The following is a 15,670-nucleotide window of genomic DNA, read 5'->3' on the forward strand; positions in this document are numbered from 1 at the left end:
CGCGGCCTTGTCTTGTCGGCTTTCTTTCGGCCTTCCTTTTTTCTTCCGCACTGCCTTGCGTCTCACCTCCGCCCTGCGCGCCGTTCCGCTGCTGCTGCTGGCCAGCTTCCTCACCCTGCCGGTGCTGGCCGTGCTCGCCTCCTGGCTGCCATGGGGGCATGGCGGCGAGGAATCCCTGGCCATCCTGCGCGAGATGGCCTCCACGGTGCTGCCGGACTACTTCGCCACCACCGTCTGGCTCGCGCTTGCGGTGGGCGCGGGTGCCGCCCTGGTGGGCACGGCCACCGCTGCGGCGGTGACGCTGTTCGACTTCCGCGGCCGGCGCACGCTGGAATGGCTGCTGCTGCTGCCCCTGGCCATGCCGGCCTACGTCACGGCCTATGCGTACACCGATTTCCTGCAGTTCAGCGGGCCGCTGCAGGTCTGGCTGCGCGCCACCTACGGGCTGGAGGGCCGGCTGCTGCCCGAGGTGCGCAGCCTGGGCGGGGCGGTGTGGGTGTTCGTGTTCTCGCTCTACCCATATGTCTATCTGCTGGCGCGCACGGCGCTCGGCGAGCGCGCCGCCCACCTCATGGAAGCCGCGCGCCTGCTGGGAGCGCCGCTCGCGCGCCGCGTGCGCACCGTGGCCCTGCCGCTGGCGCGGCCCGCCGTCGCGGCGGGCGTGGCGCTGGCGTTGATGGAGACGCTGGCGGATTTCGGGGTCGCGAGCTACTTCGGCATCCAGACCTTCACCACGGGCATCTACAAGGCCTGGCTGTCGATGGACAACCGCCTTGCGGCCGCCCAGCTCGCCACCCTGCTGCTGGTGCTGGTGGTCGTGCTGCTGCAGCTGGAGCAGCGCGCGCAGCGGCGCATGCGCTTCGCCACCAGCGGCGTGGGCCGTGCGGGTTCCACCGAGGCCCAGCCCCAGCGGCTCGCGGGCTGGCGCTGCGGGGTCGCCTGGATGGTGTGCGGGCTGCCGGTGGCCATGGGCTTCTTCGCGCCCGTGGCCTTCATGCTGCGCCCGCTGGCCGCGGACTGGTCCGTGCTGCCGTGGGACCGCTTCGTGGAGTGGGCGGGCCACAGCGTGCGGCTCGGCGCCATCACCGCGGTGCTGGCCGTGGGCGTGGCGCTGGCGCTCGCCTTCGCCGTGCGGCGTCGCGCGGGCCGTCTGACGCGCGGTGTGGTGCAGCTGGCCAGCGTGGGCTACGCCGTGCCGGGCGCGGTGATCGTCGTCGGCCTGCTGCTGCCCGTGGGCTGGCTGCAGGCCACGGTGCCGGAATGGCGCGTGCCGGCGCTGGTCACGGCCACGGCGGTGGGCATCGTCTGGGCCTACCTCGTGCGCTTCTGCGCGGTGGCGCTGCAGTCGTTGCAGAGTGGCTATGCGCGCATTCCCGCCAGCCTCGACGACTCCGCGCGCATGCTCGGCGCGGGCGGCCCGGGCCTGCTGGCGCGCGTGCACTGGCCGCTGCTGCGCCGCTCCACTGCGGCCGCGGCGCTGCTGGTGTTCGTGGACGTGATGAAGGAACTGCCCGCCACCATGGTGCTGCGGCCCTTCAACAGCGACACCCTGGCCGTGGTCGCCTACCAGCTCGCGCGCGACGAGCGCCTGGGCGAGGCGGCCCTGCCGTCGCTCGCGCTGGTGGCGGTGGGGCTGGTGCCGGTCATCCTGCTGAGCCGCACGCTTCGCGCGTCTGGTGCGCGCTGACAGCCCGGGGGCCCGCCACGGCCCGGTCTAGACTCGCCGCATGACCGCAGCCACATCCCACCCCGACGTCACCATCTACCACAACGCCCGCTGCAGCAATTCGCGCGGTGCGCTCGCCCTGCTGCGCGAGCACGGCATCGAGCCGCGCATCGTGGACTACCTCGCCGAGCCGCTGGACGAGGCCGCGCTGCGCGCGCTGTTCGCGGCCGTGGGCGGCTCCGTGCGCGTGCTGCTGCGCTCCAAGGAGCCTGCCTGGCAGGCGCTGGGCCTGGACGACGAAGGCATCGGCGACGATGCGCTGATCGCGCACGTGGCCCGCCATCCGGAACTGATGAACCGGCCCATCGTGGTCACGCCGCGCGGCGCGCGCCTGTGCCGGCCGCCTGAGACGGTGCTGGAACTGCTGCCGGCCGCCGGCTGATCGGTGGGTGCGCCGGACGTGGCGCTGCCCCTAGTCCCGCGTGACGCGCAGCACTTCCTCGGGGCTCGTGATGCCGGCGCGCACCAGCCGCTCGCCGTCCTCGCGCATGAGCGTCATGCCGCCCGCGATCGCGGTGGCGCGCAGGTCCGCCTCCGCGGCCTGGCCGTGGATCTGCGAGCGCAGCGTGTCGTCCACCACCAGCAGCTCGAACACGCCCGTGCGCCCCCGGTAGCCGCTGGGCTCGGTGGGGTCGAGCTTGCGCACGAGCCGCTGTGCCAGCACGCCCAGCAGGGAGCTGGAGAGCAGGAAAGGCTCCACGCCCATGTCGGTCAGGCGGGTGACGGCGCTGGCCGCATCGTTGGTGTGCAGCGTGGCCAGCACCAGGTGGCCCGTCAGCGAGGCCTGGATGGCGATCTGCGCGGTCTCGAAATCGCGGATCTCGCCGATCATGATCACGTCCGGGTCCTGGCGCAGGATCGCGCGCAGCGCCTTGGCGAAGGTGAGGTCGATCTTGCTGTTGACCTGGGTCTGACCCACGCCGGGCAGTTCGTACTCGATCGGGTCCTCCACCGTCATGATGTTGTTGCTGGTGGCGTCGAGCCGGCCCAGCGCCGCATACAGCGTGGTGGTCTTGCCCGAGCCCGTCGGCCCCGTCACGAGCACGATGCCGTGCGGCTGGTGGATCAGCGCGTCGAAGCGGCGCAGCGTGTCGCCCTGCATGCCCACGGCCTCCAGGCTCAGCTTGCTCTCGCTCTTGTCCAGCAGGCGCAGCACCGCCCGCTCGCCATGGGCGCTTGGCAGGGTCGAGACGCGCACGTCGATCGCGCGCGTGCCCAGGCGCAGGCTGATGCGGCCGTCCTGGGGCAGGCGCTTTTCGGAGATGTCCAGGTCCGCCATGATCTTCAGGCGCGAGATCAGCGCCGCATGCAGCGCGCGGTTGGGCTGCACCACCTCGCGCAGCGTGCCGTCCACGCGGAAGCGCACGCTCGAGTGCCGTTCGTAGGGCTCGATGTGGATGTCGCTCGCGCCGTCGCGCGCGGCCTGCGTGAGCAGGGCGTTCAGCATGCGGATGATGGGTGCGTCGCCCGCAGATTCCAGCAGGTCCTCCACGGCCGGCAGCTCCTGCATCATGCGCGAGAGGTCGGCATCGGATTCGACCTCGCTCACCACCGTCGCCGCGCTGGATTCCCCCTGCGAATAGGCCGCGCTGATGCGCTGCGCGATGGCATGCGCGTCCAGCGGCATCAGCTCCCGCACGGCATGCTTGCGCATGACCTCGGACAGTGCCCCGGCATCCGGTGCGGGGCCGTGCCAGAGCACGCAGGTGTGGCCGTCGTCCTCCAGCAGCAGTTGCGAACTGCGCGCGAAGGCGTAGGGAAGCGGGTGGCGCATGGCGTGGCGGGGTCGGGGGACGGGAATGTCCGGTTATTGCGGGTTGTAGGCGCCTGCGTCGGCGGGCGCCGGTGCGCGTGCCGGGGCCTGCGCGGGCGCCGGGGCCGGCGGCACGAGCGGTATCAGCGGCGCGGGCGGGGCGCTGCGCACGGCGGGCGCCTTGCCCTGCGGCGTGGCTGCGGGAGCCGATGCGGGTGACGGCGCGAGCGGCGGCAGTACCGGGGCCCCGGATACCGCGCGCATGACCGTGCTGGGTGCCGGCTGGGTGTTCTGCTGCAGCGCGCGGATGGCCTCGTAGCGGTCCATCATCAGGGCATCGCTGGTGGCCGTGTCCCGGATCACCACCGGCCGCAGGAAGACCATCAGGTTGGTCTTCTGGCGCCTGCGGTTCTCGTTGCGGAAAAGGCCGCCCACGACAGGCAAATCGCCCATCAGCGGCACCTTGTCCTGGCCCATGGAATAACGGTCTTCCAGCAATCCGCCCAGTACGATCACGTTGCCGTCGTTCACCAGCACCGTGGATTCGATCGAGCGCTTGCTCGTTGTCGGGCCATTGACTGCGTTGGCCGTGCCGTCATTCACTTGCGACACTTCTTGGTATAGAGATAGCTTGACCGTTCCGTTCTCGTTGATCTGCGGGCGCACACGCAGCATCAGCCCCACGTCCTTGCGCTCCACCGTCGTGAACGGGTTCACGGTGCTGCTGCCCGTGGTGTTGGCATACGAGCCGGTCACGAACGGAACGTTGTTGCCGATGATGATCTGGGCTTCCTCGTTGTCCAGCGTCATCAAATTGGGGGTGGACAGGACATTGGCGTCCCCCGTGTTCTCGAGGAAGTTCGCGAGTGCTCCAAGGTAATAGTTGCCATTGATGCGCGGCGCAATGGCGACGTTGAGCCCTTTGCCCAGCCCGGACGCACTGCTGGCGATGCTCGTGGCATTCCCGGTGGCAGCAGCCAGCGCAAGGTTGAGGATGTTGGCGTTTCCGCCGGTGGTGGATGCCGAGGAGTTGGTGCCGATGACGCCGATGGTGCCGTTGCCGTAGTTGCCCATCACACCCTGCCACTGGATGCCGAATTCGGCCACCTTGTTGGCGGACACCTCGACGATCAGGCTCTCCACCAGCACCTGCGCGCGCCGGCCGTCGAGTTGGTCGATCACCGCGCGCAGCTGCCGGAACTGCGGCTCGGGCGCGGAGATGATGAGCGAATTGGTGGACGGGTCGGCCTGGATCTGCCCGCCCGTGGAGGGCTGGTTGCTGTTCGCGCTGTTCAGGCTGCCCGCGCTGCTGCCCAGGCCACCGGCGCTCGAGCTGCCGCCCATGCCGCCGCCCATCCCGCTGCTGCTGCCGGTCTGCATGAGCCCCGAGCCCGAGAGCCCGGTGGAACCGGTGCCCGAACCGCCGCCGGAGGAGGACGGGCCGGAGGAGGACACGGCACCTCCGGAGTTGCTGCCCATGGAGGCTGCCAGCGCCGCGCGCAGCGTGGTCGCGAGCTTGGTGGCGTCCGCATTCTTCAGGTACACCACGTGGATGTTGCCCGACGCTGCCGCACTCCCGACGACCGGCGCCTGGTCGAGCTTGTCCACCAGCGTGCGCACCAGCGCGAGGCGGGCGGGATTGGCGGCGCGCACGATCAGCGAATTGCTGCGCGGCTCGGGCAGCAGCGTGGTGCGGTAGGCCGTGTCGCTCTGCCCCGGGACGGCGCCGGCCGTGCCCGTCGCGGTGCCGGCCATGCCGGGCGTGCCGCCCGTGCCCTCCACCAGGCGCGACACCAGGGGCGCGAGCTCGCTCGCCACCGCGTTGCGCAGCGGTATCACTTCCACGTCGCTGGCGTTGGACACGTCCATCGCCGCGACGATGCGCGCGATGCGCTGCAGGTTGTCGGCATAGTCGGTCACCACCAGCGAGTTGTTGCCCGGGTTCACGTTGATCGTGTTGTTCGGGCTGATGAGCGGGCGCAGCACCGGCACCAGGTTGGCCGCGTTCTCGAAATTGAGCTTGAAGATCTGGGTGACGATCTGCCCGCCGCCCGGCGCGCTGCCCGAGCCGCCCTGGGTGACCGTCACCGATCCCGACTGCAGCTTGGCGTCCGCTTCGGGAACGACCTTGTAGAGGCCCGCGGACTCGACCACCGTGAAGCCCTGCAGGCGCAGGGCGGCCAGGAACTGCTGGAAGGCGGCGGCCGGCGGCACCGCCCTTTCCGTGACCAGGGTGAGCTGGCCCTTCACGCGCGGGTCCACCACCACATTGCGCCCGGTGATCGTGGCCATGGTGCGGGCCACCGCCTCGATGTCGGCACCGGCGAAGTTCAGCGTCACGGGTTCGCCGGGGCGCACGCTGGAAGGCGCCGCGCCGGTGGCGGTCTGGGCATTCAGCGGGCCGCCGGCAGCGGCGAGCATGGCACCGGCGGCGATGGCGTGGAGGGCAAACCGCAGGCGCTGCGAATTCATGGAAGTCATAGGGGTCAACCCACGGTGATGAGTGAACGGGCGCCCGTGCGCCGTCCGATGATGTTGAGAAGGTTCGAGAGCACGGCTTCGCGCTCCGGCGCGGCCGTGGCCTCGCCCTCGAAGCGCAGGCGCTGGCCGATCCAGCGGCCGCTGCCGGTGAGGCGCAGCGCGCCGTCCAGCGTCGCGAGCGACAGCGTGGTCACCTCGCCGCCCTGCAGCGTGAGCCGGTAGCTGCCCATCGGGCGCAGCGTGGACAGGCGCGAGGACATGCCCAGCGCATCCAGCTGCGCCTGGCCCGCGATCACGACGCGCCCCGCGGCGCTGTCCATCGCCAGGCCTTGCGTGCGCAGCGCCAGGCGGCCCTGGGGCTGCAAGGTGTTGAAGGGGGTGCCCAGTCCCGACAGCACGGCCGCCGGCCACTGGCTCTGCCCGTCGGCCACGGCCACGTGCACGCCGCCCCAGCGCAGCGCGACGCGGGCCGAGACCGGAGAGGCCGTGCAGCAGTCCGCACGCACTTGCGCGCGCAGCCCCGTCCAGGTGGGCCGCAGCGTCCAGTGCAACTGCCCGGGCAGCGCCGCGCGGTCGGCACTGCCCTGGCCTCCGGTCAGCACCAGCTGCGCCGAGCCGGTCCAGACCGTGCCGCGCGCCTGGGCGAGCAGGACCTGCCCACCGCTGGCACGCTCCACGCCCGAGGCCAGCCACGCTGCCGGCGCGAAAAGCAGCAGGGTGGGGAGGGCGCCCAGCAGGCAGCCGGCCACGGCCCAGAGGCGTGGGGACCGGGGAGGGCGCTGCACGCCGGGGCGGATGGGGCGGGTGGTGCGGAGCACGGTGGTCGGGAAGTATCGGGAAAGAGGCCGTTGCAATGGAAATCCGGGATGTCGGGACGGCCGGCCTACCGTGCGGGCAGGGCCAGCACCAGCGTGCCGTCCCAGCGGGGCATGGCGCCCTCTGGCGCTGCCGCAGCCGCCGGCTGGCCAGCTCGGGCGGCCGCCGTGCCCGGCGCGGCCAGGGTGGCTGCGCGCTGCGGCGAGGTCGGGCCGAGCACCGCCGGCCCGACGGGCTGCGGTGCCGCCGCCGTGCTGCGGGCCAGCCGCGCCTCGACGGGCACGGTGCGGGCGTTGCTGCGCGCCTGCGACAGCCATTCGGCCACGTGGTCCGCAGGCGCGGCCTTCAGCGTGACCGTCGCGCGGTCGCCCAGGATGTTGATCTGTGCCTGCGTGCCCAGGCGCTGCGCCAGCGACGTGCGCAGCGCCTGCGATGCGTCGCCGGCCGGTGCGGCGGGAGCGGCCTGCAACTGCAGGGCTTCCGACTGCAGGGCCTGCATGCGCTGCAACTGGGCGTCCAGTGCGGCATGCTGCGCCGGTGCCTCGCGCAGCGTGCGCAGCGCCGGCGCCAGCGCCACCCACCAGAGCAGCGCCACCGCCACGACCGTGCCGGCCGCGAGCACCAGCGACTGTTCGCGCGGAGCCAGTGTCTTCCAGCGCGCGCGCAGCGCTTCGGCGCGGGATGCGGAAGCCGCGGAAGGGGAGGGAGACCGTGCCGGTTTCATGGGTGTGCCCCTTCGCGCAGCAGCACCGCGCCGTCCTGCAGGCTGGCCTGGTAGCCAGCGGCAGCCAGGCGTTCATTGGTCGTGGCCAGTTCCTCGGGCTGCAGCTCGATGCCGCGCAGCCGCAATTCCCCGGGGGCGTAGTCGATCGCGGTGGGCAGGCGCCCCGCGGGCAGCGCGGCACCCGCGGACGCGAGCATCGGCTCCAGGTCGCGTGCGGAGACCCCGCCCGCCTGCTGCCGCAGCCGGGCCACTTCGCGTTCCATCTGGACCGGCGCATCGACCACCACCTGCACCTGCGGAAAGGTCTGGGTCAGCGCGTTGCGCACCCCCGCCTGCTTGCCGGCGAGCGCCTGGCGCTCCTGCCAGGCCCAGGCGTTCAGCCCGACCACCTGCGCCGCCACGCACACGCCCAGGGCCCAGCGCGCAGCCCGCCATTGCGGCGCCCGTGCGAAGGCGCCGAAGGCCGTCGCCGTCTTGCGCAGCGTGCGCGTGCGGCGGTTGCTGGCGAACTCGAACTGCGCCAGGTCCCATGTGCCGCGCGCTGCCGCCAGCGCACGCTGGCTTGCCGTGTGCAGTACCGCGGGGCGGCCGGTCATCTGCTCGGCGAGCCGGGCCACTGCCGGCTCCGCCTGCAGGGGAGGCGGTGCCTCGCCGCCGTCCGCGCCGGCTGCATCGGCAGCGCGCGAGGCGCCCGTGAGCTGGAGGGCTGCAGGCGACAGCGGCAACACGGACGGTACGGCTTCCGGGCCCTGCCCGGTGGCCACCAGCAGTGGCTCCTCGGGCGTACCGATCACGTAATGCGCAGGCGCCTCCCCGGTGCCCGGCGCGAACTCGGGCACCACCCGCTGCACCGGCCGGCCCGCGGCCTCCAGGGCCTGCAGGGCCGCGCGCAGCCAGTTCCGGTCGCATACGGCCACCCAGGCCGGCACGCCCGGCCGCGCACCCGGCTCCAGCGCGAAATGCAGTTGTGCGGGATCGTCCAGGAGCCGTTCTTCGAGCAGTCCTTCGAGCACCGCGCGCAGCCGCGGCGCCTGCGCGCCCTGGGGCAGCGTGACGCGCTGCCATGACAGGGCCTGGATCGGCACCACGGCGACCACCTCGCCCGCCCGCCCCGGGTCGGGAAGCAGGGACGCGCGGGCGCTGTCGTGGCGGGTGGCGGCGTGGCCGTCCGTGGTCAGCGTGTAGCCGTATTCGGTGGCCGGCCCGGGGGCGCTGCCCTGGGGCAGGAAAAGGACGAGGGTGCTCATGGGTGGAATTCGCGGGCCATTTTAGGGGCGCTGCATGACGGCAGGTCCGGCGCCTGCGCAGGTCATCGTGCGGCGGCGGGGCTCCTCACGAACGCGCCGCGCTCGCGCCACAGCGTGCGCGCCGTGGAGCCGGCCTTGTACACCAGCGAGCGCTCCTCCACGACGGTGTCGCCCAGGCGCAGGCGCCCACGCACTTCGTAGTACGAGGACATGGTCGAGTGGGTCTCGGGCGGGATCTGCAGGCTGCCGCCCAACTGCCGGGTGGCGTCCGCGGTGGTCTTGAAATGCTGCGATTCCCGCGCCTGCACCAGCCGCTGCGCGCCCGCCATGTCCAGCCCTTCGATGCTGGCCTGCAGCACCTGCGCGCTCGCGGTATTGAGGTTGACCGGCGTGCGCCGCGGCAGCAGGGTCGCATACGGCTCCAGCGCCGCGACCGTGGACGCCGACAGGCCCAGCCACGTGAGCTGCGTGAAGCTGCGGGGCATGAGCGGAACGGATGCGAGGTCGGCCGGTGCGGCGGCCGCGGGCGCCGCCGTGCCCGTGGCGGTGCCCGCGCCGGTGTTGCCGGCCCCCGCGGCATTGCTTTGCGCCATCGCCTTGCGCAGCCCTTCCGCGAGCTGCTGCAGTTCCTGCTGCGGCAGCCCCAGCGCATCGAACAGTCGGCTGAACTGGCGCAGGGCGGGCGCGGACACGGCGCCGCCCTCGACCAGGTTGTACGCGTTGAGCCGCGACTGCAGGTCCGTGATCTGCCCCGACAGGAAGGCGTTGGCGGTGTCCGTGCTGGCATCCGGCTCGGCCGCCGCGCCTTCGGGCCCGGCCGCGAGGAAGGTGGACAGCCGCGCCTCTTCCAGCGGAACGGCCCAGGGTTCCGCGAGGTGGTCCGTGCCGTCCCCGCCCCGTGCTAACAGGTCTTCGCGCAGGATCAGCCGCGACCAGTCAAGCGCGCCGACCAGCAGCCAGGCCGACTGCACGCGCGCCCGCTCGGCGGATTCCACCTCGACGGCGCGCCATTGCTGCCACATCGCCGCTGCCGCGAAAGTGGCCACCAGCGCCACGGTGAGCATCGCCGCGAGGAGCGCCGCCCCATGCTGGCGCATGGCGCCCGTCCTGCCGCCGCCGCGCCGCGTCACGACTTGCCTCCGCCATTGGTGGGATTGACCCAGTCCCGGGTGATCGTGCCGGCGAGCGCGCGCCCCGGCGGCAGCACGATCTGCAGGCGCACTCCGTCGGGAATGTTCGTCGGGGCCGTCGGCCCCATGGTCTGCGGGGTGGGCGCCGTGGCGCTGCTGGACAGCCCGTTGTACCAGGCCCCGTCGCGGTAGTAGAAAAGTCGCCAGTCCTGCAGCGGCATCAGCACGGTTTCCCCGCGCTCGGCCCCGGCGTTGCCCGCTCCGCCCGAGCGCGCCCACAGCGCCGCGCGCTGCCAGGCCGTGTTCCATTCGCCCAGCGTGCGCAGCGGAGACGATTGCCAGCGCAGCCACTGGTCCGTGCCGTTCACCGCGCGCCGGGCCCAGGCCACCACGTAGGCCCCTTCGTCCGGCGTGCCACTGCCCCGCCGCGTCAGGCGCAGCACCTGCCCGTCCCAGTCGATGGGCGTGGTCTGGTCCATGGCCTGCAGCGCATCCAGGTCCGCGGTCCACTGCGCCAGCGCGGCCTCCACCACCAGCAACTCGTCCCCGCGCGCCCGCGTCTGCTCCTGTGCCCGCGCCATCCCGTCCAGGCCGCGCCAGCTCATGAGCGCCAGCAGCGACATGATCACGATCGCGACCAGCAGCTCCACCAGCGTGAAGCCGGCGGCATGGCGCGGAGCGCAGAGGGCAAAGCCATGCCGACGGGGTACGCTACCTGCACGGCCTTCCCTGTCCGAAGGCCGCGGAGCAGGCCATGCCAGCAGACGCCGTGGATCGGGCTTCGCCCGGCCACTGGCGGCGTCCCCCCCGGGGGGAAGGCGCCGAAGGCGACTCAGGGGGGGCATCAGTACCTCCCCACGATGGTGGACAGCCGCAGCACCGGCCCCGTGGCATCGAAAACCTGCGCATCGACCCGGCGGAATTGCGGATTGGGCGTCGGCCGCACGGCCACCGCCACGTCGTAGCGCAATCCAGCCTGCTCGCAGGGCACGGTGCTGTCACCGATGGAGGGCATCTGGCGCGCGAGCCGCACCTTCACGAGTTCGTTCTCCGCGCAAATGTGCGCGAGCATCACGTCGGCCTGCCGCGCGGCATTGCGGGCCAGCGCCGAAGTGGCCTGCGTGCCGGCCGTCAGCGCGATCGCCACGATGGCCAGGGCCACCAGGACTTCGACCAGCGTGAAACCCGCGGCCGATGCCTGGCCACGGCACCGGCGCGCGGGGGCCGCCCGCCGGGTCATTGCACCGTCTCCGCCGTGAAGGGGCGCAGGCCGTCGGTCGCCACGCGCACCGAGCGCCCGGGATGGGCCTGGCTCGCGAGCACCACCTGCTGCGGTGGGATCAGCGGTTCGGGGCCCAGCTGCAGCAGCGCGGGGCCGACCACGTAGGTCGATGGATCGAGCCATGCGCCCGGGGCCGGGTTGCCGGGCAGGCCCTCGAACCGGAAGCTTCCGCCGACGGCACGCCAGCGCACCGGCGCACCGGACGCGCGGGACTGGGCCCGGCCCGCCTCCAGCAGCGCGGCGAGGCGCTCGCCTTCGCGCTGCAGGGCCGTCTGGCCGTCGTCCCGCAGGGCGAAGCCCACCCCGGCAGTGGCGATGGCGATCAGCGAGATCACCACCAGCAGTTCCAGCAGGGTGAAGCCCCGGGCGTCGCGGCATGCGTTGCCGGGGGCAGGGCCCGTGCCATGGCACGGGCCGCGGTGCCGGCGCTTACTGCCAGCTGCCGATGTCGGCATTCTTGCCCTCGCCGCCCGACTGCCCGTCGGCGCCGAAGGACATCACGTCCACTTCGCCCTTGATGCCGGGATTCAGGTACTGGTAGGGCCTGCCCCAGGGGTCGTTGGGCAGCTTCTCGAGATAGGGGCGCCAGTTGCCCGGGACCGGGCCGTTCGTGGGCCGGGCGATCAGGGCCTGCAGCCCCTGTTCGGCGGTGGGATAGCGCTGGTTGTCCAGGCGGTAGAGCTTCAGCGCCTGCACGATGTTGGTGATGTCGGTGCGCGCCGCGGTCACCCGCGCATCGTCTGCACGGTCGATCACGTTGGGCACGATCAGGGCGGCCAGCACCCCGATGATGACCAGCACGACCATCAACTCGATCAGCGTGAAGCCGCGCGCGATCCGGCTGCGGGCGTTCCTGGCGCGCCGTGCGATGGCGCCTGCGTTGCGGGAGATCACGGTCTTCTGAAAAGTGGGAGACATATCCGGTCAATGATAATCGTGACATGGTGACAAACACATCCGGCCCCTGGGGCGTTAGGCTCGGCACGCTCGCCCTGTGGGTGCTCGCAGGCGCCAGCGTGGTTTTCTGGGGACTCCGGCTGGCCGTCCGTCCGGCCCCCATCGCCGCCCCCGTGGCGGCACCCGCACCGGCAGCGCCGGATGCCCAGGCGCTCGCGCGGCTGCTGGGCGCAGGCCCGGCCGCGCCCAGCGCGCCGGCTGCACGCGAGCCCAGCCGCTTCGCCCTGCAGGGGGTGCTCGCCGGCACGGCCAGCGGCGGTGGCGCGGCACTCATCGCCATAGACAACCAGCCCGCGCGTCCGTTCCGTCTCGGTGCCACCGTGGCCGAAGGCCTGGTGGTGCAATCCCTGGGCCGCAGGCAGGTGCGCCTCGGTCCGTCCCGGGGCGGCGAGGCCACGGTCACCCTCGAAGTGCCTGAAAAAGGAGGCGAGGCAACGGGTGTAACAACCGTCGCGCCCTAGGCTGCCACCGCCTTTTTTCGCAGGTTCACACGGGATCCGCGCCGCCGATCTCGCAGCATTTCCAGGCGCCGTAGCCAGGTGCCTCCAATGGCCATTCGTCGGCACGCGGCGCACGGAACGGCTGCTCCAGCAGCCAATGCACGCAGCGCGCGACGCCGGCATGCGTGATCCACACAATGTCGGCAGCGCCCGTATCGCGTGCTTCCCGCAGGGCGGCCCGCACGCGCGCCAGCATCTGTTCCAGGCTTTCACCATCCCCTGGCGCGTGCCCTGCGAAGTCGGCCATCCATGCATCGATGGCCGCGCGGCCGACGGCGTCCCAGGACCGCCCCTCCCAGACCCCGAAGTCCATTTCCACCAGTCGCGCGTCCGGCTGCGGGGAGAGGTCGGAGCGCAGGGCCTGCAGCGAACGGGCCAGCTCCGCGCAGCGCGCGAGCGGCGAATGCCAGATGGGCAGCGCGGTGGCGGGCAGGGCGGATGCCAGGCGGCTGGCGGCGTCGGCGGTGGCCTGCGCGTCCGCCGCCACATCCAGCGAGCCATAGCAGATGCCTCCGTCCACGCACGGCGCGGCGTGCCGCACCAGCCAGAGCCGCATGGACCGGGGGCTCATGCGGCCGGCATGCCGGCCGCCGCGGCGCATCCCAGGTAGAACGCGATCTCGGCCACCTGCTGCACGGCCCCCAGGCAGTCGCCCGTGAAGCCCTGCAGGCGCCGGGCGAACCATGCACGCAGCACCCAGGCCGCCACGCCGCTGGCGCCCAGCGCCGCCAGGGCAGGGGCCGGGCCCAGCAGCCAGGCCGCCAGCACCAGCGCAGGTGCGGCCCAGCAGCCGGCCGCCAGCAGCGCGCCCAGCGTGATCCGGTCCGCCAGCGGCTTGCTCTTGGAGGTGGCCTCATTGCCCACGTGCGGCAGTGTGCGCACCAGCAGCAGCGGCCAGAAACGGGACACCACATGCGCGCCTGCCAGGGCCGCCAATGCCACGGCCAGTCCGCGGTGCCCCAGCATCGCCAGCAGCGCCAGCTTGCTGGCCAGGGCCAGGCACAGGGCCATGGCCCCGAATGCGCCGATGCGCGAATCCTTCATGATGTCCAGGGCCCGCCCGCGGTCCGCGCTGCCGCCCAGGCCGTCCGCCACGTCCGCCAGCCCATCCTCGTGGAAGCCCCCGGTGAGCACGACGGTGGCCGCCGTGCTGAGTGCGGCACAGGCCAGGGCGGCATAGGGCTGCGGGCCGAACAGCAGATGCAGCGTGCCGTACACCAGGGCCGCCACGGCCGCCACGACCCAGCCCACGCCCGGGAAATGCGCGGCACTCGCCTGCAGCATGGCCGGGCTGAAACCCACCCAGTCGGCGCACCGCCCGGTCACGGGGATGCGCGTGAAGAACTGCACGGCCAGCAGGAAGTGGCGGAATGCCTGCATGGCGGGGGGGGGGGGCGCCTGTCGTGGGTGGAACGTCAGCCCCGGCCCGCGGACGCCTGCAGGAACAGCCGGTACGCGGGGTTCTGCGTTTCTTCCACGTAGGGGTAGCCCAGCGTCTGCAGGAAGGCGTCGAAGGCCTGCGCGTCGCCCGCCGGCACCTGCATGCCCACGAGGATGCGGCCGTAGTCGGCGCCCTGGTTGCGGTAGTGGAAGAGGCTGATGTTCCAGCTGGGCTGCATCATGCTCAGGAACTTGAAGAGCGCGCCCGGGCGCTCCGGGAAGATGATGCGCAGCAACCGCTCGTCCTGGGCGAGCCCGGAGCGGCCGCCCACGAGGTGCCGCAGGTGTTCCTTGGCCAGTTCGTCGTGCGTGAGGTCCAGTGCCTCGAACCCGTGGCGCTGGAAATTGCGCGCGATCTTCTCCGACTCGCCCTTGCCATGCGTGGTCAGCCCGACGAAGACGTGGGCCTGCGCCGCATCGCTGATGCGGTAGTTGAACTCCGTCACGTTGCGCGGGCCGCCGGGCAGCTGGCCGACCACCTCGCAGAAACGACGGAAGCTCCCGCGCTCCTCCGGGATCGTCACCGCGAGCAGCGCCTCGCGTTCTTCGCCCACTTCGGCACGCTCCGCGACGAAGCGCAAGCGGTCGAAATTCATGTTGGCGCCGCACAGGATGGCTGCGTATGTTTCTCCACGGGTCTTGCGCTCTGCAACGTACTGCTTGATGGCCGCCACCGCCAGCGCCCCGGCGGGCTCCACGATGCTGCGCGTGTCCACGAAGATGTCCTTGATCGCCGCGCAGACGGCGTCGGTATCCACCGTGATGAATTCGTCCACCAGCCCGCTCGCGACGCGGAAGGTCTCCTCGCCCACCAGCTTCACGGCCGTGCCGTCCGAGAACAGCCCCACGTCGGGAAGCGCCACCCGGTTGCCGGCAGCGACCGAGCGCACCATGGCGTCGGAATCGTTCATCTGCACCCCGACGACACGGATGTCCGGCCGCACGGCCTTGATGTAGTTGGCCACTCCGCTCACCAGGCCGCCGCCGCCGATCGCCACGAACACCGCGTCCAGCCGATTGCTGCCCAGGCTCTGCAGCTGGCGCAGGATTTCCATGGCGATGGTGCCCTGGCCGGCGATCACGTCCGGATCGTCGAAAGGATGCACGAAGGTCAGGCCTTGCTCCTGCTGCAGGCGCGCGGCGTGCTCGTAGGCGTCGGAGTAGCTGTCCCCGTGCAGCACGACCTCGCCGCCCAGCGTCTTCACGGCATCCACCTTGAGTTGCGGCGTGGTCGTGGGCATCACCACCACCGCACGCGTGCCCAGGCGCCTGGCGCTCATGGCCACGCCCTGCGCATGGTTTCCGGCCGAGGCGCAGATCACGCCCCGCTGCAACTGCTCCGCGGACAGGTGCGCCATCTTGTTGTAGGCCCCACGCAGCTTGAAGCTGAACACGGGCTGCTGGTCCTCGCGCTTGAGCAGCACCGTGTTGTGCAGCCGGCGGCCCAGCGCGCGCGCGGGCTCCAGTGCCGACTCGACGGCCACGTCGTACACGCGCGCCGTCAGGATCTTCTTGAGGTAGTCGGCGGGCGTCAGGGCGGGGGAGGGAGACTTTGTCATGGATGCGTGGACTGCAGCAGGGGCCGACATCATAGGCCTTTGCTCTCCGCCGGCC

General features: G+C 72.0%; 16 protein-coding genes. 3 read left to right on the plus strand and 13 right to left on the minus strand.

The annotated features are described in order from the left end of the window. Window positions 1-55 precede the first annotated feature (55 nt). Both T336_RS0103170 and arsC read left to right on the plus strand, forming a co-directional pair. Window positions 56-1,687: an ABC transporter permease gene (locus T336_RS0103170; protein ID WP_026431456.1), complete on the plus strand. Its 1,632-nt coding sequence runs from the start codon at window positions 56-58 to the stop codon at window positions 1,685-1,687. Between the two features lie 40 nt (window positions 1,688-1,727). Further along, window positions 1,728-2,108, plus strand: a complete 381-nt coding sequence (gene arsC, locus T336_RS0103175) for an arsenate reductase (glutaredoxin) (RefSeq protein WP_026431457.1) — start codon at window positions 1,728-1,730, stop codon at window positions 2,106-2,108. Window positions 2,109-2,138: 30 nt separating this feature from the next. Here arsC and T336_RS0103180 read toward each other — a convergent pair whose 3' ends face one another. The 10 genes from T336_RS0103180 to gspG form a co-directional block, all read right to left on the minus strand. Next, window positions 2,139-3,500: a GspE/PulE family protein gene (locus T336_RS0103180; RefSeq protein ID WP_026431458.1), complete on the minus strand. Its 1,362-nt coding sequence runs from the start codon at window positions 3,498-3,500 to the stop codon at window positions 2,139-2,141. Window positions 3,501-3,533: 33 nt separating this feature from the next. After that, a complete protein-coding gene (gene gspD / locus T336_RS0103185) occupies window positions 3,534-5,960 on the minus strand; it encodes a type II secretion system secretin GspD (protein WP_026431459.1) in 2,427 nt (808 codons plus the stop codon). 5 nt (window positions 5,961-5,965) lie between these two features. Beyond that, on the minus strand, window positions 5,966-6,778 hold the full coding sequence (gene gspN / locus T336_RS0103190) for a type II secretion system protein N (RefSeq protein WP_244883862.1): 813 nt from the start codon (window positions 6,776-6,778) through the stop codon (window positions 5,966-5,968). A 65-nt stretch (window positions 6,779-6,843) separates the two neighbouring features. Continuing rightward, on the minus strand, window positions 6,844-7,500 hold the full coding sequence (locus T336_RS0103195; RefSeq protein ID WP_026431461.1) for a type II secretion system protein M: 657 nt from the start codon (window positions 7,498-7,500) through the stop codon (window positions 6,844-6,846). After that, window positions 7,497-8,747, minus strand: coding sequence for a type II secretion system protein GspL (gene gspL / locus T336_RS0103200; RefSeq protein WP_026431462.1), 1,251 nt, complete (start codon window positions 8,745-8,747; stop codon window positions 7,497-7,499). Before gspL ends, T336_RS0103195 begins: the two co-directional genes overlap by 4 nt. A 62-nt stretch (window positions 8,748-8,809) precedes the next feature. Continuing rightward, window positions 8,810-9,844 carry a type II secretion system minor pseudopilin GspK gene (gspK, locus tag T336_RS0103205; RefSeq protein WP_035225241.1) on the minus strand — a complete coding sequence of 345 codons (1,035 nt, stop codon included), beginning with the start codon at window positions 9,842-9,844 and terminating at the stop codon, window positions 8,810-8,812. A 29-nt stretch (window positions 9,845-9,873) separates the two neighbouring features. Continuing rightward, window positions 9,874-10,530, minus strand: coding sequence for a PulJ/GspJ family protein (locus T336_RS0103210; protein ID WP_026431464.1), 657 nt, complete (start codon window positions 10,528-10,530; stop codon window positions 9,874-9,876). Between the two features lie 191 nt (window positions 10,531-10,721). Next, window positions 10,722-11,117 carry a type II secretion system minor pseudopilin GspI gene (gene gspI, locus T336_RS0103215; protein ID WP_019702532.1) on the minus strand — a complete coding sequence of 132 codons (396 nt, stop codon included), beginning with the start codon at window positions 11,115-11,117 and terminating at the stop codon, window positions 10,722-10,724. After that, complete coding sequence (locus T336_RS0103220; protein WP_026431465.1) at window positions 11,114-11,614, minus strand: pilus assembly FimT family protein; 501 nt, start codon at window positions 11,612-11,614, stop codon at window positions 11,114-11,116. Before T336_RS0103220 ends, gspI begins: the two co-directional genes overlap by 4 nt. Then, the gene (gspG, locus tag T336_RS0103225) at window positions 11,589-12,077 is read right to left on the minus strand and encodes a type II secretion system major pseudopilin GspG (RefSeq protein ID WP_011794081.1); all 489 of its coding nucleotides are present in this window, start codon (window positions 12,075-12,077) and stop codon (window positions 11,589-11,591) included. The genes T336_RS0103220 and gspG overlap by 26 nt, the downstream gene beginning before the upstream one ends. 23 nt (window positions 12,078-12,100) lie before the next feature. On the opposite strand from gspG, the gene T336_RS0103230 reads away from it, so the two are divergent. Further along, a complete protein-coding gene (locus T336_RS0103230; protein ID WP_019702534.1) occupies window positions 12,101-12,577 on the plus strand; it encodes a hypothetical protein in 477 nt (158 codons plus the stop codon). A 25-nt stretch (window positions 12,578-12,602) separates the two neighbouring features. Here the strand turns inward: T336_RS0103230 and T336_RS0103235 are convergent, their stop codons facing one another. The 3 genes from T336_RS0103235 to ilvA are packed head-to-tail and all read right to left on the minus strand — an operon-like array spanning window position 12,603 to window position 15,615. After that, the gene (locus T336_RS0103235; protein WP_026431466.1) at window positions 12,603-13,187 is read right to left on the minus strand and encodes a histidine phosphatase family protein; all 585 of its coding nucleotides are present in this window, start codon (window positions 13,185-13,187) and stop codon (window positions 12,603-12,605) included. Next, the gene (locus tag T336_RS0103240; protein ID WP_026431467.1) at window positions 13,184-13,996 is read right to left on the minus strand and encodes an adenosylcobinamide-GDP ribazoletransferase; all 813 of its coding nucleotides are present in this window, start codon (window positions 13,994-13,996) and stop codon (window positions 13,184-13,186) included. The genes T336_RS0103235 and T336_RS0103240 overlap by 4 nt, the downstream gene beginning before the upstream one ends. A gap of 35 nt (window positions 13,997-14,031) precedes the next feature. Further along, window positions 14,032-15,615: a threonine ammonia-lyase, biosynthetic gene (ilvA, locus tag T336_RS0103245; protein WP_026431468.1), complete on the minus strand. Its 1,584-nt coding sequence runs from the start codon at window positions 15,613-15,615 to the stop codon at window positions 14,032-14,034. Between the last annotated feature and the right edge of the window lie 55 nt (window positions 15,616-15,670).

Origin of the sequence: Paracidovorax oryzae ATCC 19882, from assembly GCF_000687165.1 — a bacterium.
GTDB classification, from domain to species: Bacteria; Pseudomonadota; Gammaproteobacteria; order Burkholderiales; family Burkholderiaceae_C; genus Paracidovorax; species Paracidovorax oryzae.

Coding starts and splice junctions, on each gene's coding strand:
- arsC (WP_026431457.1), top strand. CDS start 1,728: ATGACCGCAGCCACATCCCACCCCGACGTCACCATCTACCACAACGCC.
- T336_RS0103180 (WP_026431458.1), bottom strand. CDS start 3,500: ATGCGCCACCCGCTTCCCTACGCCTTCGCGCGCAGTTCGCAACTGCTG.
- gspD (WP_026431459.1), bottom strand. CDS start 5,960: ATGACTTCCATGAATTCGCAGCGCCTGCGGTTTGCCCTCCACGCCATC.
- T336_RS0103195 (WP_026431461.1), bottom strand. CDS start 7,500: ATGAAACCGGCACGGTCTCCCTCCCCTTCCGCGGCTTCCGCATCCCGC.
- gspL (WP_026431462.1), bottom strand. CDS start 8,747: ATGAGCACCCTCGTCCTTTTCCTGCCCCAGGGCAGCGCCCCCGGGCCG.
- gspK (WP_035225241.1), bottom strand. CDS start 9,844: ATGCGCCAGCATGGGGCGGCGCTCCTCGCGGCGATGCTCACCGTGGCG.
- gspI (WP_019702532.1), bottom strand. CDS start 11,117: ATGACCCGGCGGGCGGCCCCCGCGCGCCGGTGCCGTGGCCAGGCATCG.
- T336_RS0103220 (WP_026431465.1), bottom strand. CDS start 11,614: ATGCCGACATCGGCAGCTGGCAGTAAGCGCCGGCACCGCGGCCCGTGC.
- gspG (WP_011794081.1), bottom strand. CDS start 12,077: ATGTCTCCCACTTTTCAGAAGACCGTGATCTCCCGCAACGCAGGCGCC.
- T336_RS0103230 (WP_019702534.1), top strand. CDS start 12,101: ATGGTGACAAACACATCCGGCCCCTGGGGCGTTAGGCTCGGCACGCTC.
- T336_RS0103235 (WP_026431466.1), bottom strand. CDS start 13,187: ATGAGCCCCCGGTCCATGCGGCTCTGGCTGGTGCGGCACGCCGCGCCG.
- T336_RS0103240 (WP_026431467.1), bottom strand. CDS start 13,996: ATGCAGGCATTCCGCCACTTCCTGCTGGCCGTGCAGTTCTTCACGCGC.
- ilvA (WP_026431468.1), bottom strand. CDS start 15,615: ATGACAAAGTCTCCCTCCCCCGCCCTGACGCCCGCCGACTACCTCAAG.